Annotated in this window: 14 protein-coding genes; 10 read left to right on the plus strand and 4 right to left on the minus strand. The window is 69.1% G+C overall.

The features are described 5' to 3' along the window. The first annotated feature begins 62 nt into the window (after window positions 1-62). The gene (hflX, locus tag ACWGI2_RS00250; protein ID WP_453401666.1) at window positions 63-1,562 is read left to right on the plus strand and encodes a GTPase HflX; all 1,500 of its coding nucleotides are present in this window, start codon (window positions 63-65) and stop codon (window positions 1,560-1,562) included. A gap of 151 nt (window positions 1,563-1,713) precedes the next feature. On the opposite strand, the gene ACWGI2_RS00255 is transcribed toward hflX, so the two are convergent. Both ACWGI2_RS00255 and ACWGI2_RS00260 read right to left on the minus strand, forming a co-directional pair. Beyond that, window positions 1,714-2,934, minus strand: a complete 1,221-nt coding sequence (locus ACWGI2_RS00255) for a trypsin-like serine peptidase (protein ID WP_453692687.1) — start codon at window positions 2,932-2,934, stop codon at window positions 1,714-1,716. Between the two features lie 234 nt (window positions 2,935-3,168). Beyond that, entirely contained in the window at window positions 3,169-4,413 is a 1,245-nt protein-coding gene (locus ACWGI2_RS00260; protein ID WP_453692689.1) for a trypsin-like serine peptidase, read from the minus strand. A 328-nt stretch (window positions 4,414-4,741) separates the two neighbouring features. Here ACWGI2_RS00260 and ACWGI2_RS00265 point away from each other — a divergent pair, with 328 nt between their 5' ends. The 5 genes from ACWGI2_RS00265 to ACWGI2_RS00285 all read left to right on the plus strand — a co-directional run bounded on the left by ACWGI2_RS00265 (window position 4,742) and on the right by ACWGI2_RS00285 (window position 13,272). Then, window positions 4,742-6,160, plus strand: a complete 1,419-nt coding sequence (locus ACWGI2_RS00265) for a diaminobutyrate--2-oxoglutarate transaminase family protein (RefSeq protein WP_453692691.1) — start codon at window positions 4,742-4,744, stop codon at window positions 6,158-6,160. A 99-nt stretch (window positions 6,161-6,259) separates the two neighbouring features. After that, a complete protein-coding gene (locus ACWGI2_RS00270) occupies window positions 6,260-8,326 on the plus strand; it encodes an IucA/IucC family protein (protein ID WP_453692693.1) in 2,067 nt (688 codons plus the stop codon). A gap of 36 nt (window positions 8,327-8,362) precedes the next feature. After that, window positions 8,363-9,184 (plus strand): GNAT family N-acetyltransferase, encoded by an 822-nt coding sequence (locus ACWGI2_RS00275; protein WP_453692695.1) that lies wholly within the window; start codon window positions 8,363-8,365, stop codon window positions 9,182-9,184. 58 nt (window positions 9,185-9,242) lie between these two features. Next, a complete protein-coding gene (locus tag ACWGI2_RS00280; RefSeq protein ID WP_453692697.1) occupies window positions 9,243-11,174 on the plus strand; it encodes an IucA/IucC family protein in 1,932 nt (643 codons plus the stop codon). Window positions 11,175-11,229: 55 nt separating this feature from the next. After that, window positions 11,230-13,272 (plus strand): ATP-dependent DNA helicase, encoded by a 2,043-nt coding sequence (locus ACWGI2_RS00285; RefSeq protein WP_453692699.1) that lies wholly within the window; start codon window positions 11,230-11,232, stop codon window positions 13,270-13,272. Window positions 13,273-13,370: 98 nt separating this feature from the next. Here ACWGI2_RS00285 and lexA read toward each other — a convergent pair whose 3' ends face one another. Beyond that, the gene (lexA, locus tag ACWGI2_RS00290; protein ID WP_367045483.1) at window positions 13,371-14,150 is read right to left on the minus strand and encodes a transcriptional repressor LexA; all 780 of its coding nucleotides are present in this window, start codon (window positions 14,148-14,150) and stop codon (window positions 13,371-13,373) included. Window positions 14,151-14,645: 495 nt separating this feature from the next. Here lexA and nrdR point away from each other — a divergent pair, with 495 nt between their 5' ends. Further along, complete coding sequence (gene nrdR, locus ACWGI2_RS00295) at window positions 14,646-15,200, plus strand: transcriptional regulator NrdR (RefSeq protein WP_453401659.1); 555 nt, start codon at window positions 14,646-14,648, stop codon at window positions 15,198-15,200. A gap of 134 nt (window positions 15,201-15,334) precedes the next feature. Next, entirely contained in the window at window positions 15,335-18,232 is a 2,898-nt protein-coding gene (locus ACWGI2_RS00300; protein ID WP_453401658.1) for a vitamin B12-dependent ribonucleotide reductase, read from the plus strand. 65 nt (window positions 18,233-18,297) lie between these two features. On the opposite strand, the gene ACWGI2_RS00305 is transcribed toward ACWGI2_RS00300, so the two are convergent. Then, window positions 18,298-18,825, minus strand: coding sequence for a TerD family protein (locus ACWGI2_RS00305; RefSeq protein ID WP_453393857.1), 528 nt, complete (start codon window positions 18,823-18,825; stop codon window positions 18,298-18,300). A gap of 148 nt (window positions 18,826-18,973) precedes the next feature. On the opposite strand from ACWGI2_RS00305, the gene ACWGI2_RS00310 reads away from it, so the two are divergent. Then, entirely contained in the window at window positions 18,974-19,807 is an 834-nt protein-coding gene (locus ACWGI2_RS00310; protein WP_453692701.1) for an arylamine N-acetyltransferase family protein, read from the plus strand. A 33-nt stretch (window positions 19,808-19,840) separates the two neighbouring features. Next, on the plus strand, window positions 19,841-20,446 hold the full coding sequence (locus ACWGI2_RS00315) for a YdbC family protein (RefSeq protein ID WP_453393859.1): 606 nt from the start codon (window positions 19,841-19,843) through the stop codon (window positions 20,444-20,446). Window positions 20,447-20,533: the final 87 nt, after the last annotated feature.

Genomic DNA, 20,533 nt, shown 5'->3' on the forward strand with positions numbered 1-20,533 from the left:
GGAATCTCGGGGCGGCCCCGAGCGTTGAGCCCTATGAAGAATCCCATCGACGTAAGGATCCAATGACCTCCTCTTCTTCCCCTTCCCAGGACGCGCAGAGCCTCGCGCAGAACTACCCCGAAGGTCTTCGGGCCGATGCCCTGATGGAAGAGGACGTCGCCTGGAGCCACGGACTCGACGGAGAGCGGGACGGCGAACAGTTCGACCGCTCCGAGCGCGCGGCCCTGCGCCGCGTCGCCGGCCTCTCCACCGAGCTCGAGGACGTCACCGAAGTCGAGTACCGCCAGCTCCGTCTGGAGCGAGTGGTGCTGGTGGGCGTGTGGACCTCGGGCACAGTGCAGGACGCGGAGAACTCCGTCGCCGAGCTGGCCGCCCTCGCCGAGACGGCGGGCGCGCTCGTGCTGGACGGCGTCATTCAGCGCCGCGACAAGCCCGACCCGGCGACGTACATCGGATCCGGCAAGGCCCAGGAGCTGCGTGACATCGTCCTCGAGACCGGGGCCGACACCGTCGTGTGTGACGGTGAGCTGAGCCCTGGCCAGCTGATTCACCTCGAAGACGTCGTCAAGGTCAAGGTGGTCGACAGGACCGCCCTGATCCTCGACATCTTCGCCCAGCACGCCAAGTCCCGAGAGGGCAAGGCACAGGTCGCCCTTGCCCAGATGCAGTACATGCTCCCGCGCCTCCGAGGCTGGGGTCAGTCGCTCTCCCGTCAGATGGGCGGCGGTGGATCCAGCGGTGGCGGCGGCATGGCGACACGTGGTCCCGGTGAGACCAAGATCGAGACGGACCGCCGTCGGATCCGCGAGAAGATGGCGAAGATGCGCCGGGAGATCGCGGAGATGAAGACGGGCCGCGAGATCAAGCGCCAGGAGCGCAAGCGCAACAAGGTGCCTTCGGTCGCGATCGCCGGTTACACGAACGCGGGCAAGTCCTCCCTGCTCAACCGCCTCACGGGCGCGGGCGTCCTGGTGGAGAACGCCCTGTTCGCCACCCTCGACCCGACCGTGCGCCGGGCCGAGACGCCGAGCGGCCGGATCTACACCCTGGCCGACACCGTCGGGTTCGTACGGCATCTGCCGCACCACCTCGTCGAGGCGTTCCGCTCCACGATGGAGGAGGTCGGCGAGTCCGACCTGATCCTGCACGTGGTGGACGGTTCGCACCCGGTGCCGGAGGAGCAGCTGGCCGCCGTGCGCGAGGTGATCCGCGATGTGGGCGCGACCGACGTGCCCGAGATCGTGATCGTCAACAAGGCGGACGCGGCCGATCCGCTGGTCCTCCAGCGGCTGCTGCGCAACGAGAAGCACGCGATCGCGGTCTCCGCGCGCACGGGCGCGGGCATCGAAGAGCTGCTCGCGCTGATCGACGCCGAACTGCCGCGGCCCAAGGTCGAGATCGAGGCCCTCGTGCCGTACACGCAGGGCCAGCTCATCTCGCGGGCGCACGCCGAGGGCGAGGTGCTCTCCGAGGAGCACACCGCAGAGGGCACGCTGCTCAAGGCGCGGGTGCACGAGGAACTGGCGGCGGACCTCACGCCGTACGTCCCGGTCGCAGGCTGAACGCAGTACAGGACAGGCGTGGTTCACGCGGTTCAGTGATTCACGCGCTTCAGCGGATCACGCGGTCCACATGACGAAGGCCCGCCCCCTCTCGTAGGGGGTGGGCCTTCGCCGCGTCAGGTGCGAGGTGCGGGGATCGCCCGCCGTGCGGCTACTTGGAGCCGTACTTCTTGCTCATCATGTCGTAGACCTGCTCGGCGCCCTTGCCCAGCTGCGGTCCGGCCAGCCAGGTGTTCTCGGCCGGGCCGATCGAGGTGTTCGAGACCAGCTGGGTCTTGTCGCCCACCATCCGGAACCATCCGCCACCGGACGAACCGCCGGTCATGGTGCAGCCGATGCGGTACATCGTCGGCTGGGTGGAGGTCAGCGAGAGGCGGCCCGGCTTGTCGATGCACTTGTGCATGATCTGGCCGTTGTACGGGGGAGCGGCGGGGTAGCCCCAGGCGCCCATCGAGCTCACGCTCTGCGCCGCCGGAGTCGAGAAGTCGACCTCGAGCGCGTTGCCGACCGTCTCCTCGAGGGACTTGGAGCCCTGCTCCGGCTTCACGTGCATCACGGCGTAGTCGTACGGCGCACCGGCGCCGCCCGAAGCCGCGCCCTGGTCGATCCACTCGGCGGAGGTCGAGACCCAGTCGGCCCAGTACTGGCCGTAGGGGGCGACTTCCTGCGGGGCGGCGTTGCTCAGCTCGGCCTTGGACTTGCCGAGGTCGTTGTAGGCAGGCACGAAGGTGATGTTGCGGTACCAGCCACCGGCGGAACCGGCGTGCACGCAGTGGCCCGCGGTCCACACGAGGTTGGACTTGCCCGGGTTGCGCGGGTCCTTCACGACCGTGCCGGAGCAGACCATCGAACCCTCGGGGGCGTCGAAGAAGATCTTGCCGACCGGGGCGGCGTTCTCGTGGTACGGCGTCTTCTCACGCTTCGCCTGGACCGGCGACGGCTCGGGGTCCGTCGCGCCCTGGTCGGAGGGGGCGTCCTTCGCGGCGATGGTCTTCTTCGGGTCCTTGGCGTCCTTCATCCGCTCGGGCTTCCAGAGCCCTTCGATGACCGGGTTGACGAAGTCCTTGGCCTCGCGGAGCCATTCGTCCTTTTCGAAGTTCTTCCAGCCACCGTCCTTCCACTTGTCCGGGTCGATGCCGTGGTCCTTCAGCTTGTCGGCGAGGTCGCCGGGCAGCTTGGCATCGGAGCCGGTGTCGGTGTCGGAACCCTTGTCGGCGCCCTGAGAGGTGCCGGAATCAGCCTTGTCGCTGGCCTTGTCGTCGCTGGGACCGCAGGCCGTGGCGGTGAGTGCCAGAGTCGCGGCGAGCCCGGTGGCGGCGAGTGCGAGACGCCGCCCGCGACTGCGCGCGAAGGGCGCACGAGTGGAACGCATGGTGCTGTAACCCCCGAATTGAACGTGTGATTGCTGCACTTGATCGCTGCAATTGCCATGTACTTGTCATGTGTCGGCGTGGAGGCTCCGGGAGCGCCCCGCCGACGCAACACCTCACTATGCCTGTGTGTTTGGGGACGAATGACGGCGGGGTCGTGAAGATTTCAGGCGACCCCGCCGTCGTGCATCAAGCGACTTCTACTGGTCGTGCACCAAGCGCTTCTATTGGCGCTTCTACTGGTCGGCGAACTTCTTGCTCACCGCGCCGTAGATGCCCTTGGCTTCCTTGCCGAGCCGGGGTCCGGCCAGCCAGCCGGCCGTCACCGGGCCGATGGAGGTGTTGGAGACCAGGGAGGGCTCGCCGTCCGAGCCCTCGGCGACCCAGCCGCCGCCGGACGAACCGCCGGTCATGGTGCAGCCGATGCGGTACATCGTCGGGTCGGGCTTGCTGATCGAGAGCCGGCCCGGCTTGTCGGCGCACTGGAACGCCTTCTGGCCGTCGAACGGGGGAGCCGCCGGGTAGCCGGTCGCCGTCATGTCGGCGATCTGCGGCACGGCCGGGGCGTTGAAGTCCACCGGGAGCGCCGAACCGACCTGCTCCTCAAGGGACTTGCCCTCGCTGCCCTTCTCGGGCGTCACGTGGATGACCGCGAAGTCGTACGGCGCACCCTTGCCGCCCGTCGGGCCACCCTGCTCGATCCACTGGTCGGAGGTCTGCGCCCAGTCGCCCCACCAGACGCCGTGCGGAGCGACTTCTTCCTTGGGGGCGTTCTGCAGCTCGGCTGCCGACTTGCCACTGTTGTTGTACGAGGGCACGAAGGCGATGTTGCGGTACCAGCCGCCATCCGCTCCGGCGTGCACACAGTGACCCGCGGTCCACACCATGTTGGACTTGCCCGGGTGCGCCGGGTCCTTCACGACGGTGGCGGAGCAGACCATCGAGCCATCGGGGCCGTCGAAGAACAGCTTGCCCGACTCGGGAACGCTGGCGTCGTACGGCGTCTTCAGGGCCGCAGCTTCCACCGGCTCTGGCGTCGGGTCGGTCACGCCCTGGTCACCGGAGATGTCGTTGTCGTCGACACCGCGGTCGGGGTTCTTGTCGGCGTCGCGCATACGGTCCGAGTCCCACAGGCCCTCGATGATCGGGTTGACGTAGTCGCCGGCCTCGCGGAGCCAGTCGTCCTTGTCCCAGTTCTTCCAAGCCCCGCCCTTCCACTTGTCCAGGTCGATGCCGTGCTCCTTGAGCCGGTCCTGGATGTCCTGCGGAATCTCGACCTTGCCGTCGTCGTTGCCGCCGTTGCCGTCGTCCGCGGGCTGGGAGGCGGACGGATCGTCGCCCGCGTTGTCCTCGCTCGGACCACAGGCCGTCGCGGTCAGAACGAGCGCCGCGCCGATGGCGACAGCGGCCGCCACAGGGGAGGTTCTGCCGCGCGCGCTCCTCCCACGACGAGCGGTATTGAGCGGGCGTATGGGTCGCATAGAGAGATTCCCCCTGGGCTTCGAGATCGTTCACATGCCGGACACCGAGTGCCGCACGGCGCGTTGAGCACCGTACTTCCGTGGCGCTGCACACCCTGCTGCGGATGAACGGCACCTCACACTATGCCGGTGCCGTAGGGGACTGCCGACGGAACGGCAACGGTTCCGTCACGGCAAGGATCTTCCGATTACCCGTGTTCCCCCGCAGCCCCCGTCGTTGGTACGTACGGGGGACTGGCGGCCTGCGTTCATCTCCCCTGCCAACTCGTCGGCGCGCTAGCCCAGATCGAGTGGGAAGCGCCCATTCCCAGCGGGAGGACCAACAGTCGTGGCCGTGACCGAGCCGGCGCCCGCGGCGGTTTCCGCGGGGCACTCCGCAGCACACGAGGGGATCCTGCGACGCCAGTCGGCGCGCGAGTCGGCGGCGCGCACCTATGCGCGTGCCCTGCCGATCGTGCCGGTACGGGCGCGCGGCCTGACGATCGAGGGCGCCGACGGGCGGCGCTACCTCGACTGCCTCTCGGGTGCGGGGACCCTGGCCCTCGGGCACAACCATCCGGTCGTGCTCGAGGCGATCAGAAAGGTCCTCGACTCGGGGGCTCCGCTGCACGTCCTCGACCTGGCGACGCCGGTCAAGGACGCCTTCACCACCGAGCTGTTCCACACGCTGCCCCGTGAACTCGCCGACCGCGCGCGAATCCAGTTCTGCGGCCCCGCCGGCACGGACGCGGTGGAGGCCGCGCTCAAACTCGTGCGGACGGCGACCGGACGTGACGGCATGCTCGCCTTCACCGGCGCCTACCACGGGATGACGGCAGGGGCGCTCGAAGCATCCGGCGGCGCACCGGACGTACGCGTCGCGCGCCTGCCCTACCCGCAGGACTACCGCTGCCCGTTCGGCATCGGCGGTGCGGACGGGGCCGAACTCGCGGCCCGCTGGACCGAGAGTCTCCTCGACGACACCAAGTCGGGTGTGTCTCGACCGGCCGGGATGATCCTCGAACCGGTGCAGGGTGAGGGCGGCGTGATCCCCGCCCCCGACGACTGGCTGCGCCGGATGCGCGAGATCACCGCCGCACGCTCGATCCCGCTCATCGCGGACGAGGTCCAGACCGGCGTCGGGCGCACCGGCACCTTCTGGGCCGTCGAGCACAGCGGCGTGGTCCCGGACGTGATGGTGCTGTCCAAGGCCATCGGTGGCAGCCTGCCCCTGGCCGTCGTGATCTACCGCGACGACCTCGACGTCTGGCAGCCCGGCGCCCACGCGGGCACCTTCCGCGGCAACCAGCTCGCCATGGCAGCCGGCGCGGCCACCCTCGCGTACGTCCGAGAGAACGGCCTCGCGGAACGCGCGGGAGTCCTGGGCACCCGCATGCTTGCTCAGCTGCGGTCCCTCGCCGCCGAACACCCCTGTATCGGCGACGTACGCGGCAGAGGCCTGATGATCGGCGTCGAACTTGTGGACCCGGCAGCCGTGGACCCGGCCGCCGCGGACCCGGCGGTTGTCCGCTCCATGCCTGCCGGACCCCTGGCCCGGCCGCCGCGCCCGCTTCCCCCGGCGCCCGAACTCGCCGCAGCGGTGCAACGTGAATGCCTGCGCCGCGGCCTCATCGTCGAACTCGGCGGACGGCACTCCAGTGTCGTACGCCTCCTTCCTCCTCTCACCATCACGGACGAGCAGGCGGCCGCGATCCTCGACCGCCTCTCCGACGCGATCTCCGCGGCGGCGCGTCCGCACCACGGATAGCCACGCCGGATCCGGGCTGTCCTGCCGGACGGCCAAGAGACATCAGCACAGCTCCAGCCCGTCGCCCCGGAGCCCGAACGACTTCACAAGGAAGCCCTCTTGAACGCCACCCCCCCATCCGACGGCCCACCCCACCCCCACGTCCCAGGCGTGTGCGGCACACAATCCTCGCTGGTGGCGGAGCCCGGCACGGTCCCCCGGCAGAAGGGAGGCCGGCAGACCGAACAGCTGCGAGGCGCGACCGCCGACCTCCTGGACCACCCCGATCCGCACACCGCCGCGCAGATGGCCGCCATCGAGAACCTCCTGCGCTGCTGGGTACGCGAGAACGACTTCCCCGCCCCCGAGCAGGGCGCCCTGCGTATCCCGCTGGAGGCCAGCGGCACGGCCCTCCTCGTCCCCGTGTACTACTGGTCGGCCACCGGCTGGCACCGCTTCGGCCTCCCGTACCTGGAAGACGGCCCCCAGAGCGCACCCCCGGCCGACGCCGTCACCGTCGCCGCCCTGTTGGGCCGCGAGACCGGCCAACGCAGCGGAGCCGCCGCTCCGGACGAGCAGCCGGAGGAGTGGGCTGACGGGCGGGGAGGCCCCGGCGCGGACGACGAGCCCGACCGTACCGGCTCCGGCACTGGTACCGGCACTGGCACCGGCTCCGAGCCCGGATTCGCCACCGGCTCCGAATCCGGCCCCGGCAGCGATGGCGAGCGGGTCGAGGGAGGGGACCTCGTCGGCCGCGTCGCCGATTCGGTGCGGCGCACCGCCACCTTCATCGCCGATCGCCGGAACAACCCCGGAGACGAGCCCGACCTCTTCCTCGCCGCCGAACAATCCCTGCTCCTCGGCCACCCCCTGCACCCCACACCGAAGAGCCGCGAGGGACTCTCCGACACCGAATCCCGGCTCTACTCACCGGAGTTGCGCGGAGCCTTCGCCCTGCACTGGATCGCCGTCGGCCCGTCCGTACTCGCCGCGGACTCGGCCTGGACCGAGCGTGGCCGCACGCTCCCGGCCGAGCAGCTCACCGCACGCCTCGCCGGTCCGGACCTGCCACTGCCACAAGGCCACGCCGCCCTGCCCCTGCACCCGTGGCAGATGCGGGAGCTCAGGCACCGTCCCGCGACCGCCGCGCTCCTGGAAGCCGGCCTCCTCCAGGACCTCGGCCCCCACGGCGCACCGTGGTACCCGACCTCCTCCGTGCGCACCCTCTACCGCTCGGGCGCCCCGGCCATGCTGAAGCTCTCGCTCGGCCTGCGCATCACCAACTCCCGTCGTGAGAATCTCCGTAAGGAACTCCACCGCGGCGTCGAGGTCCATCGCCTGCTGCGCAGCGGCCTCGCCGAGCAGTGGCAGGCCGTTCACCCGCGCTTCGACGTGATCCGCGACCCGGCCTGGCTCGCCGTGACCAGCCCCGACGGCACGCCCGTCCCCGGGCTCGACGTCATGATCCGCCACAACCCCTTCGGCCCCGGTGACGACGCCACCTGCATCGCCGGACTCGTCTCGCCCAGGCCGTCACCGCACGCCACCGGCCACGGCCGTCCCTCGATGCGCTCCCGGCTCGGCGAGATCGTCACCCGCCTCGCCGGACGGACGGGCCGCCCCCGAGGAGCCGTCGCCACGGAGTGGTTCCTGCGCTACCTGGAGAACGTCGTACGCCCCGTGCTCTGGCTGGACAGCGAGGCAGGTGTCGCCCTGGAAGCCCACCAGCAGAACACGCTCCTGCTGCTCGACTCCGACGGCTGGCCCGTGGGCGGCCGCTACCGCGACAACCAGGGCTACTACTTCCGCGAGTCCCGACGCGCCGAACTCGACCGAAGGCTTCCCGGCATCGGCGAGAACAGCGACACCTTCGTGTCCGACGAGGTGGCGGACGAGCGCTTCGCCTACTACCTCGGCATCAACAACGTCCTTGGCCTCATCGGAGCCCTGGGCGCCCAACGACTGGCCGACGAGCAGCTGTTGCTCGCGGCGTTCCGCCGCTTCCTCGGCGACGTCGTCTCCGGCCCGGCTCCGCTGCGTACGCCGCTGCCCGCCCTGCTTCTCGACTCACCCGTGCTGCGGTGCAAGGCCAATCTGCTGACCCGTCTCCGCGGGCTCGACGAGCTCGTGGGCCCGGTCGACACCCAGTCCGTCTACGTCTCCATCACCAACCCCCTTCATTCCTGAGGAACATGACCCACCCTTTCTGAGAGGAGCGACGCCGTGCCTCCGCCTCCCCCCGATGCGAGCACCGACGCCGGAACCGAGTCCGCCACCGAACCAGCCACCGAGTCCTCCGCCGCCGACAGGGCAGACGTCCAGGACACCCTGGACCTGCGCCTCCCGGACGAACTCATCGCGCTGTTCGGCGCCAGCGGCGCGACCCAGCCGCAGGGTGCGTACGCAGGACGCATCGGAGCCGAGGCGGGCACGGCAGGCCGTGCCCCGGCACCGACGGCCACCTCGTCAGCAGACGATCTGCTCGACAATGTCGCCGACTGGGGCCCCGCGACCACGTCGGCCGGTGTCTTCCAACTCGTCCCCGTGCGTATCGAACGCGACCTCCCCCTCATCAGTCGGTGGATGAACGACCCCGCCGTGGCGGCGTTCTGGGAGCTGGCCGGCCCCGAAGCCGTCACGGAGGCGCATCTGCGCGCCCAGATCGACGGTGACGGACGCAGCGTCCCTTGCCTCGGTGTCCTGGACGGCACGCCGATGAGCTACTGGGAGGTCTACCGTGCGGACCTCGACGCCTTGGCCCGCCACTATCCGGCCCGCCCGCACGACACCGGTCTTCACCTCCTCATCGGCGGTGTCGCCGACCGTGGCCGAGGGCTCGGCACCTCTCTGCTGAGAGCCGTCGCCGACCTCGTGCTCGACCGTCGTGCCGCATGCGCACGCGTCATCGCAGAACCCGACCTGCGCAACACCCCTTCCGTGTCCGCATTTCTGAGCGCCGGTTTCCGCTTCGCCGCCGAGGTGGATCTCGCCGACAAGCGCGCGGCGCTCATGGTCCGTGACCGGGCCCTGCGCGCAGTGCTCTGACCCGCTCACTTTTAGTACACCGCTCGACCTGATCCGGTTCCCTCCCTGAGGAGTCCCCGTGCCGAATCCGTCCCTCCCCCCGACACCCCGAGAACCGACCGCTCTCCACGGTCCGTCCGCTCTCTACGATCCGCCCGAGCTGACCCCGGACAGGTGGGCGAGAGGCGGGCGCCGCCTCCTCGCCAAAATGGTCGGTGAGTTCGCCTACGAGGAGATCATCGAGCCCGTCCCCGCCGGACCGGGCGACACGGACAGCTACAGCCTCCGCCTCGACGGCGACGGCGCCGGCGATGACGATGGACATGGCGCCGACGTCAACGACGCTGGCGAGCGCAGCGAGGCCCGGCAACCGACAGCGACAGCGCCCCGCCTCCTCTTCCGCGCCCGCCGCGGCTCGTACGGCAGCTGGCACGTCGACCCGGCCAGCCTCGCCTTGACCGAGGGCGAGGGACCACCGCTCCCCTTCAGCGACCCCCTCCGCTTCCTCACCCGGGCCCGCCGCACCCTGGGAATCGACGGCGCCACCCTCGGCCACCTCATCCGCGAGCTGACCATCACGCTCTCCGCCGATGCCCGGCTCGACCAGACCGCCCTCCCCGCCGCGCGGCTTGCCGACCTCGGCTACGCCGAACTCGAAGGGCATCAGACCGGCCACCCCTGGCTCGTCCTCAACAAGGGCCGCATCGGTTTCTCCGCCAGTGACGCCGCCCGCTGGGCGCCCGAGGCCCGCCTCACGGCGGAGCTCCCTTGGATCGCGGTCCACACCGACCTCGCCGCCTACCGAGGCGTCGCCGGTCTGGACGCGGCGGAGAAGCTCTACACACGTGAACTCGCTCCCGCCACAAGGGAGTCCTTCGCAGACATACTCAGGGCACGCGGCCTCGACCCGCACGCCTATCTCTTCTTGCCGGTGCATCCGTGGCAGTGGGACGACATCGTCCTGCCCCTCTTCGCCCCCTCCGTCGCCGCGGGAGCGATCGTGCCCCTCCCCACCGACGGCGATCTGAGGCTGCCCCAGCAGTCCATTCGTACGTTCCTGAATCTGTCCCGGCCCGACCGGCACACCGTCAAGCTCCCGCTGTCGGTCCTCAACACCCTGGTGTGGCGCGGCCTCCCGACCGAGCGCACTCTGGCCGCTCCCGCCGTCACGGCATGGATGCACGCCCTGCGCGACGCCGACCCCTTCCTGCGCGACGAATGCCGGGTGATCCTGCTCGGCGAGGTCGCGTCGGTGACCGTCGAGCATCCGCTGTACGACGGCCTTCCCGAGGTCCCCTACCAATACAAAGAACTACTCGGTGCGATCTGGCGCGAACCGATCACCCGGTATCTCGCCCCCGATGAGCGCGCCCGCACCCTTGCTTCCTTGTTGCACACCGACCCGGACGGCAGGGCCTTCGTCGCCGAGCTTGTCGAGCGCTCGGGCCTTGCCCCCGAGGCCTGGCTGCGGCGCCTCTTCGGCGCCCTGCTGCCTCCCCTGCTGCAGTTCCTGTACCGGTACGGCACCGTGTTCTCCCCTCACGGGGAGAACGCCATCGTCGTCTTCGACGACAAGGACGTACCCGTCCGGCTCGCGGTGAAGGACTTCGTCGACGACATCAACGTCAGCGCCGAGGCCCTTCCCGAGCACGCGTCGATGCCGGACGACGTCCGCGACGTACTGCTCACCGAACGCCCTGACTTCCTCACGCAGTTCATCCATTCAGGGCTCTTCGTGGGCGTCTTCCGCTACCTCGCCCCGCTCTGCCACGAGCAGCTGGGCGTCCCGGAGAGCGCCTTCTGGTCCCTCGTCCGCGCCGAGATCCTCCGCCACCAGGCGCGCGCCCCGCAGCTCAAGGAGCGGTACGAGATGTTCGACCTGCTCGCCCCGCGCATCGAGCGGCTGTGCCTCAACCGGAACCGGCTCCACCTCGACGGGTACCGGGACCGCCCCGAGCGCCCGCACGCCGCCGTGCACGGGAGCGTGCCGAACCCTCTGCATCAGCCTTGATCCAACAAGCCTTGATCGAAGGATTGTCAGTGGAGCCCCGTAGGGTGGTCGTGCTATGACAAAGCCCTCCCTTCCCGAGCTCCTGCACGCCGCCGTCACCGCCGTCGGCGGCACAGAGCGCCCTGGCCAGGTGACGATGGCCGAGACCGTCGCCGAAGCGATCGACGACGGTTCCCATCTGCTGATCCAGGCCGGCACCGGCACGGGCAAGTCCCTCGGCTATCTGGTGCCCGCGCTAGCGCACGGTGAGCGCGTGGTGGTCGCTACGGCCACGCTCGCGCTGCAGCGTCAGCTCGTGGAGCGTGATCTGCCGCGGACCGTGGACGCCTTGCATCCGCTGCTGCGCCGCCGCCCCCAGTTCGCCATGCTGAAGGGCCGCTCGAACTACCTGTGCCTGCACCGCCTCCACGAAGGAGTGCCGCAGGAAGAGGAGGAGGGCCCGGGCCTCTTCGACCAGTTCGAGGCCGCCGCGCCCACCAGCAAGCTCGGCCAGGACCTGCTGCGGATGCGCGACTGGGCGGACGAGACCGAGACCGGTGACCGGGACGACCTCACCCCCGGGGTCTCCGACCGTGCCTGGTCCCAGGTGTCGGTCTCCTCGAGGGAGTGCCTGGGCGCGTCGAAGTGTGCGTACGGAGCGGAATGCTTCGCCGAGGCGGCGCGGGAGCGGGCCAAGCTCTCCGAGGTCGTCGTCACGAACCACGCGCTCCTCGCGATCGACGCCATCGAGGGCGCCCCCGTCCTTCCTCAGCACGAAGTGCTGATCGTGGACGAGGCCCATGAGCTGGTCTCCCGCGTGACCGGCGTCGCCACCGGCGAGCTCACCCCTGGCCAGGTCAACCGCGCCGTGCGCCGGGCCGCCAAGCTCGTCAACGAAAAGGCGGCAGACCAGCTCCAGACGGCGTCCGAAGGCTTCGAGCGGGTGATGGAGTTGGCGCTCCCCGGCCGCCTGGAGGAGGTCCCTGAGGACCTCGGATATGCGCTGATGGCCCTGCGTGACGCCGCCCGCACGGTCATCTCGGCCCTCGGCTCCACTCGCGACAAGTCCGTCCAGGACGAGGACGCCGTACGCAAACAGGCCCTCGCCTCCGTCGAGACGATCCACGACGTGGCGGAGCGCATCACGAACGGCTCCGAGTGGGACGTGGTCTGGTACGAACGGCACGACCGCTTCGGAGCTTCACTCCGGGTGGCGCCCATGTCTGTGTCGGGCCTGCTCCGCGAGAAGCTCTTCAGCGACCGTTCCGTGGTCCTCACGTCCGCAACGCTCAAGCTCGGCGGTGACTTCAACGGGGTGGGAGCCTCCCTGGGGCTTGCCCCCGAGGGCATCGAGTCCGAGGACGCCCCGGCCTGGAAGGGCCTCGACGTCGGCTCGCCCTTCGACTACCGCAAGCAGGGGATCCTCTACGTCGCCCAGCACCTGGCCCGGCCGGGCCGTGAAGGCACGCGCAGCGACATGATCGACGAGCTGGCCGAACTGATCGAGGCGGCAGGCGGCCGCACGCTGGGTCTGTTCTCGTCCATGCGCGCCGCTCAGAACGCCGCCGAGGAGCTCCGCGGCCGCCTCGACATGCCCATCCTGCTGCAGGGCGAGGAGACGCTGGGCGAGCTGATCAAGAACTTCGCGGCGGACACGCGGACCTGCCTGTTCGGGACTCTTTCCTTGTGGCAGGGCGTCGATGTGCCCGGCGCCAGCTGCCAGTTGGTGGTCATGGACAAGATCCCCTTCCCGCGCCCCGACGACCCCCTGATGAGCGCGCGCCAGAAGGCGGTGGACGAAGGCGGTGGCAACGGCTTCATGGCCATCGCCGCGACGCACGCGGCGCTCCTGATGGCGCAGGGCGCGGGGCGGCTCGTGAGGGCCTCCGCGGACCGTGGAGTCGTCGCCGTCCTGGACCCCCGGCTCGCGACGGCGCGCTACGGCAGCTATCTGCGGGCTTCGCTGCCCGACTTCTGGTACACGACGGACCGCAATCAGGTGCGCCGCTCCCTGGCCGCGATCGATGCGGCGGCCAAGGCGGATCCCAAGCCCAACCCCAAGCCCGATCCGAAGGCCAATCCCCAGACGGACGGCGAGGACGAGGCGGCGGTGGAGTAGAGGGCCCCGCTCCGGCGCCCTGGGCCCGGACGCCCCTAGACGCAGCAGGGCCCCGGAACCGGCGCAGTTGGTTCCGGGGCCCGGTCAGGGGCGGAGGCTCATACTCGCCGCAGCACCGCCACCACCTTGCCGAGGATCGTCGCCTCGTCACCGGGGATGGGCTGATACGCGGAGTTGTGAGGCAGCAACCACACGTGTCCGTCCTCGCGCTTGAACCGCTTCACCGTCGCTTCGCCGTCGAGCATGGCGGCGACGATGTCGCCGTTCTCCGCGACCGGCTGGCGGCGCACCGTCACCCAGTCCCCGTCGCAGATGGCGGCCTCGATCATCGAGTCACCGACGACCTTGAGGACGAACAGCTCACCGTCACCGACGAGCTGCCGGGGGAGCGGGAAGACGTCCTCCACCGACTCCTCGGCGAGGATCGGGCCACCGGCCGCGATGCGGCCGACCAGCGGGACGTACGAGGCGGCGGGCTTGCCTGCCGTGTCCGTGGGCTGGCTGCTGGGCTGGTCCGAGCCCCGCACCTCGTACGCCCGAGGGCGGTGCGGGTCGCGGCGGAGGAAGCCCTTGCGCTCCAGGGCCATCAGCTGGTGAGCGACCGACGACGTGCTGGAGAGGCCTACCGCCTGCCCGATCTCCCGCATGGACGGCGGGTACCCCCGCCGCTGCACCGAGTCCCTGATGACCTCGATGACGCGGCGCTGCCGGTCGGTGAGCCCCGAGCTGTCGGCGCGGATGCCCGGAGGTCGGCCTGGTAGGGAGCGTGTGGGCTTGGGGCCCTCCGGGTTCGTGGCGTCATTCATGGCATGCACCGGCTCGAGTCGGCTCTGGCGGTCCTGGGCAGTGATGGTGGCGCTGTCTGCGGTGGTGGTCACGTCGGTCGGCCCCTCTCGAGATTGTCTCCCTAGTTAGCCAACGGTAGTTGCTTTCGAAAGGTTGCGCCAAACACACGTTCGAGTGAAAAATCGCAGAATGCCTGCCGCGATCATGCGTCTGGGTGTATGGCTAACGTTCGAGCCGACTGGCATTTCGGTTCATTACGGTACGCTTCACCGCCAGGGTCGCGCCCCGCTCAGTGGGGCTCCCATACTGCCACTCGCAGCCCGGTCAACCCGGCACCGCCCCCTTCTTCGTGCGGCGCGCGAGGCGGGCTCGTACCCTTCCCGGCGAGCCGTGGGCACGCGACACGCGATGGGGGCGGATTTACGGCCAAACCCCAGATCTAGTGGTTGGATTGCAACCACGGCCCAGAAGTTGTGGTCCCCGGTCTTTTCAGGCCTTGGGCATCGCCTATGCTTGGGGCTGCTTCGAGGGCCTCATGGGCCTGTTGAGGCCTATGAGTCGTGTCTTGAAGGAGGGTTGGGAGTTCCATGCACTGCCCCTTCTGCAGGCACCCCGACAGTCGCGTCGTCGACAGTCGCACCACCGATGACGGCACGTCGATCCGCAGGCGCCGTCAGTGTCCCGATTGCTCCCGTCGTTTCACGACCGTGGAGACGTGTTCGCTGATGGTGGTCAAGCGCAGCGGCGTGACCGAGCCTTTCAGTCGTACGAAGGTGATCAACGGCGTACGCAAGGCGTGCCAGGGGCGGCCGGTGACCGAGGACGCCCTCGCCCAGCTCGGCCAGCGGGTCGAAGAGGCGGTGCGGGCCACCGGGAGTGCAGAACTGACCACGCACGACGTGGGTCTGGCCATACTCGGTCCGCTGCAGGAGCTGGACCTCGTGGCCTACCTGCGCTTCGCGTCCGTGTACCGGGCGTTCGATTCACTTGAGGACTTCGAGGCTGCCATCGGGGAGCTGAGGAACCAGCGGGAAACGCGGCTCGACGACGAGCCGCAGCGCGCCGGCGGCGAGAGCGGCGTGAAGAACTGCGGGCCCGGAGGGACTGTCGAAGTCCCGGTGCCCGCCACTGCCGCCGACTGACCGGCTGACCGGCCGACGGCGGCACACACAGACCCGTTGCGGGCGCCTTCGCGGGCTCCGCGGCACCAGACAACACCGTGTCACGGGAACATCGTGGCACTTCAGGGCGTTTTAGCCTGATACAGGGAGGCGGCATGACCGAGACGACGAGCGGCCCGGCACGAGGTTCCCGAGCCAAGGGATCCAAGGCCAGCAAGGGTCTGCGTATCGAGCGCATCCATACGACGCCCGGCGTGCATCCGTACGACGAGGTGGTCTGGGAGCGCCGAGACGTCGTCATGACCAACTGGCGCGACGGCTCGGTCAACTTCGAGCAGCGTGGCGTCGAGTTCCCCGACTTCTGGTCGGTGAACGCGGTCAACATCGTCACCAGTAAGTACTTCCGCGGGGCCGTTGGCACCCCGCAGCGCGAGACCGGCCTCAAGCAGCTGATCGACCGCATCGTGAAGACCTATCGGAAGGCCGGCGAGGACTACAGCTACTTCGCCTCGCCCGCCGACGCCGAGATCTTCGAGCACGAGCTGGCGTACGCCCTCCTGCACCAGATCTTCAGCTTCAACTCGCCGGTCTGGTTCAACGTCGGCACGCCCCAGCCGCAGCAGGTCTCCGCCTGCTTCATCCTGGCCGTCGACGACTCCATGGACTCGATCCTCGACTGGTACAAGGAAGAGGGGATGATCTTCAAGGGCGGCTCCGGCGCCGGCCTGAACCTCTCCCGTATCCGTTCCTCCAAGGAACTGCTGTCCTCCGGTGGCAACGCCTCGGGCCCCGTCTCCTTCATGCGCGGTGCCGACGCGTCCGCAGGAACGATCAAGTCGGGTGGTGCCACGCGCCGCGCGGCCAAGATGGTCATCCTCGACGTCGACCACCCCGACATCGAGGGCTTCATCGAGACCAAGGTGAAGGAAGAGGAGAAGATCCGCGCCCTGCGTGACGCGGGCTTCGACATGGACCTGGGCGGCGACGACATCACGTCCGTCCAGTACCAGAACGCCAACAACTCGGTCCGCGTGAACGACACGTTCATGAAGGCGGTCGAGGAAGGCGGCAAGTTCGGGCTGACCTCCCGCATGACGGGCGACGTCATCGAGGAGGTCGACGCCAAGTCGCTCTTCCGCAAGATGGCCGAGGCCGCCTGGGCCTGTGCCGACCCCGGCATCCAGTACGACGACACCATCAACGCCTGGCACACCTGCCCGGAGTCCGGCCGGATCAACGGCTCGAACCCGTGCAGCGAGTACATGCACCTGGACAACACGTCCTGCAACCTCGCCTCGCTGAACCTGATGAAGTTCCTCAAGGACGACGGCCTGGGCAACCAGTCCTTCGACGCCGAGCGCTTCTCCAAGGTCGTCGAGCTGGTCATCACCGCGATGGACATCTCGATCTGCTTCGCGGACTTCCCGACGCAGAAGATCGGCGAGAACACCCGCGCCTTCCGCCAGCTGGGCATCGGCTACGCCAACCTCGGCGCCCTGCTGATGGCCACCGGTCACGCGTACGACTCCGACGGCGGCCGCTCCCTGGCCGGCGCCATCACCTCCCTGATGACGGGTAGGTCGTACAAGCGTTCCGCCGAGCTCGCCGCGGTCGTCGGCCCCTACGACGGCTACGCCAAGAACGCCACGCCGCACAAGCGCGTCATGAAGCAGCACGCCGACGCCAACGCCACGGCGCCCCGTGTGGACGACCTGGACACGCCGATCTGGGCCGCCGCCACGGAGGCCTGGCAGGACGTGATCCGCCTCGGCGAGAAGAACGGTTTCCGTAACTCCCAGGCTTCCGTCATCGCCCCGACCGGCACCATCGGTCTCGCGATGTCCTGCGACACCACGGGCCTTGAGCCCGACCTCGCCCTGGTCAAGTTCAAGAAGCTCGTCGGCGGCGGCTCGATGCAGATCGTCAACGGCACCGTGCCGCAGGCCCTGCGTCGCCTGGGCTACCAGGAGGAGCAGATCGAGGCGATCGTCGCCCACATCGCCGACCACGGCAATGTGATCGACGCCCCCGGCCTGAAGACCGAGCACTACGAGGTCTTCGACTGCGCCATGGGCGAGCGTTCCATCTCCGCGATGGGCCACGTCCGGATGATGGCGGCCATCCAGCCGTGGATCTCCGGAGCGCTCTCCAAGACGGTCAACCTCCCGGAGACGGCCACCGTCGAGGACGTCGAAGAGGTCTACTACGAGGCCTGGAAGATGGGCGTCAAGGCGCTCGCCATCTACCGCGACAACTGCAAGGTCGGCCAGCCCCTCTCCGCCAAGAAGAAGGAGCAGGAGAAGGCCGAGGTCACCGAGAAGGCCGAGGACACGATCCGTGCCGCGGTCGAGAAGGTGGTCGAGTACCGCCCCGTCCGCAAGCGCCTTCCCAAGGGCCGCCCGGGGATCACCACCTCCTTCACCGTGGGTGGCGCCGAGGGCTACATGACCGCCAACTCCTACCCGGACGACGGTCTCGGTGAGGTCTTCCTGAAGATGTCCAAGCAGGGCTCGACCCTCGCGGGCATGATGGACGCCTTCTCGATCGCGGTCTCCGTGGGCCTGCAGTACGGCGTCCCGCTGGAGACGTACGTCTCGAAGTTCACGAACATGCGCTTCGAGCCGGCCGGCATGACGGACGACCCGGACGTACGGATGGCGCAGTCGATCGTCGACTACATCTTCCGCCGCCTGGCGCTGGACTTCCTGCCCTTCGAGACCCGCTCCGCGCTCGGCATCCACTCGGCCGAGGAGCGTCAGCGTCACCTGGAGACCGGTTCGTACGAGCCGTCCATGGACGATTCGGACGTCGACGTCGAGGGGCTGGCCCAGTCCGCCCCGCGGCAGCCCGAGGTCCTGAAGGCGGTCGCCGCGCCGAAGGTCGAGGCCGAGAAGCCCGCTCCGCAGCAGGCGCACACCAGCGCCGAGCTCGTCGAGATGCAGCTGGGCATCCAGGCCGACGCGCCGCTGTGCTTCTCCTGCGGGACGAAGATGCAGCGGGCCGGCTCCTGCTACATCTGCGAGGGCTGCGGCTCGACCAGCGGTTGCAGCTGATCGCTGACCTAGCCCGGTGAGGGGTTGGCGGAGCCGGAAGGCTCCGCCAACCCCTCACCGCGTTCTCAGAGCTCGCCGCCCATCAGCGCGGCGAAGGACGTTGGGTCGGCGTCGAACCCGCGGATGATCTCGCGGAAGGACCACGCGCCCGACTCGTCCCGGGTGAACTCGGCGACGGTGGCCGCCGTGGACCCGGCGACTCCGGAGAGGTCGCTCAGAGCGAGGTCGGTGTACCCGTGGCGGATCCGTACGGAGGTGTTCGGGATGTCGCCGAACACCTTCCGCTCCTCATGAGGCTGTATGGCCACACCGACCACCACGCGCGCGTACGTGGCCGCGAGCCGGTCGAGCTCCAGGGTCATGACCTCGTCGAAGCCGAAGCCCTGACCTGTCTGGCTGTCCCTGTTGAGGGTGATCGTCCCGTCGGGGGCGCGGCTGTCGAAATGCACCAGGTACGCGGGGCTGTCGTACGGAGCGCCCGCCGTGTAGGTCGCGGCGATGATGTCGAGATCGTGCGACGGCGAGCCCAGAGGGCTCGGATCCCACTTGAGCCCGACCTCGACCTTCTCAATTCCCTTGCTGACACTGCTCACCAGAGATCCCCCTCCTCGTAGTCCCCGCTGACGCCGGTGCTCTAGACATGTCCAACAGACACGCTACGACGCATGACTGACATCACTGAAGTTCGCCGGTCGGGAAGGTCGTTGGCTTGCGGGCACAGGCCTGTGGATCATTGGCCGCATGACATGGAACGGGGAAGAACTGGACATCGACGCCTATTTGGCCAGAGTCGGCCACGAAGGGGAGCCGAAGCCCGACTTCGACACCCTCCGTGCGCTCCACCGGGCCCATGTGGCGTCGATCCCCTTCGAGAACCTGGAGATGATGCTCGGCCGGCCCGTACCGCTGGACCTGGGGGCACTCCAGGACAAGCTGCTGCGGCAGCGCAGAGGCGGCTACTGCTACGAGCAGAACCTCCTGTTCGCCGCCGCGCTGGACCGGATCGGATTCGCCGTCACGGGACTCGGTGCCCGGGTCAGAGCGGGTGCCTCTTCGCGTCGCGCGGTGACACACATGCTCCTGAAGGTCGAGGCGGACGGCCGGCAGTGGCACTGTGACGTCGGTTTCGGTGCCGAAGGGCTGCTCGAACCGATCCCTCTGGGGGACGAGGGTGATGTACGGCAGGACGTGCGACAAGGAGAGTGGCGGTTCGGGATCGTCCAGGAGCCAAACGGTGCGCGGGTGTTGCGGACCGAGCACAAGGACGGCTGGTTCGATCTCTACGAATACACGCTGGAAGAACGCCTTCTCGTCGACTACGTAGTCATGAACCACTACACATCGACCCACTCCATGTCGTCGTTCATCCGCCGGCCGGTGATCCAGAGGGCCGCTCCGGAGGTGCGCCGAACCTTGGTCGGCGAGCACCTGACCGTGACGCGACCGGACGGCACATCGGACGAACGCGACGTATCCATCGAGGAGTTGGGGGATGTCCTCGACCGTGAGTTCGGTATTGAACTGAGCGCCGACGATCGTGCCGAGCTGATCCGGGCGCACTACGCCGGAGCGTGACCCGGGCCACGCTCGGCGCCGTACGATGGCGCGGTGCTGGTCAAGTGGATTCGCTGCACCGTGGTGGACCGACGGGGGTTCGAGCGGGGACAGCGGAAGTGGGCGGGGCTTCTGGGGGAGCCGGGGTTCCGGGGACAGGGCGGGGGGTGGAGTCGGGAGCGGCCTGGCGTGGCGCACGTCTTCGGCTTCTGGGAGAGCCGGGCCTTCTACGACTCCTTCATGGCACGCTCCCACGACCGGCTCGCCGCCGCGCAGTCAGGCACCTTCAAGGACATCCAGAGCAAGCTCTTCGACCACCGTTTCGACGTGAAGACGGGCTTCGAGCCGCGCTTCGCGGACGCCGACGTGGTGCGGGTGGCGCACTGCCGGGTCCATGAGGCGAGGGTGGAGCACTTCGCGCTCATGCAGGAGAAGGTCTGGAACCCGGCGATGGCGGGCTCTCCGGGGATGGTGCGCGGGCTCTTCGGCGAGGCGCCCGGGCACGAGTTCCTCGTCCTTTCGATGTGGCTGTCGGCCGCTGAGCACGGCAAGTACCGCAGGGAACGGGTGGAGCGCCTCTCGCTGCGGGCCCAGACGGAGGCCGATGTCGCGGCGCTGGCCGGTGACATCGTGGAACTCGAGCCGTCGTGGACGGTGTGACGTCGCGCGCGGCGACCTGCCGCGCGTGAGGGCGCGACGGGGGTCGCGGGCTGCGGCCGCATACGCCGGATGGAGCCCGGACGGCCG

It is taken from the genome of Streptomyces sp. NPDC054866, assembly GCF_053610745.1.

Coding starts and splice junctions, on each gene's coding strand:
- hflX (WP_453401666.1), top strand. CDS start 63: ATGACCTCCTCTTCTTCCCCTTCCCAGGACGCGCAGAGCCTCGCGCAG.
- ACWGI2_RS00255 (WP_453692687.1), bottom strand. CDS start 2,934: ATGCGTTCCACTCGTGCGCCCTTCGCGCGCAGTCGCGGGCGGCGTCTC.
- ACWGI2_RS00260 (WP_453692689.1), bottom strand. CDS start 4,413: ATGCGACCCATACGCCCGCTCAATACCGCTCGTCGTGGGAGGAGCGCG.
- ACWGI2_RS00285 (WP_453692699.1), top strand. CDS start 11,230: ATGACAAAGCCCTCCCTTCCCGAGCTCCTGCACGCCGCCGTCACCGCC.
- nrdR (WP_453401659.1), top strand. CDS start 14,646: ATGCACTGCCCCTTCTGCAGGCACCCCGACAGTCGCGTCGTCGACAGT.
- ACWGI2_RS00300 (WP_453401658.1), top strand. CDS start 15,335: ATGACCGAGACGACGAGCGGCCCGGCACGAGGTTCCCGAGCCAAGGGA.
- ACWGI2_RS00310 (WP_453692701.1), top strand. CDS start 18,974: ATGACATGGAACGGGGAAGAACTGGACATCGACGCCTATTTGGCCAGA.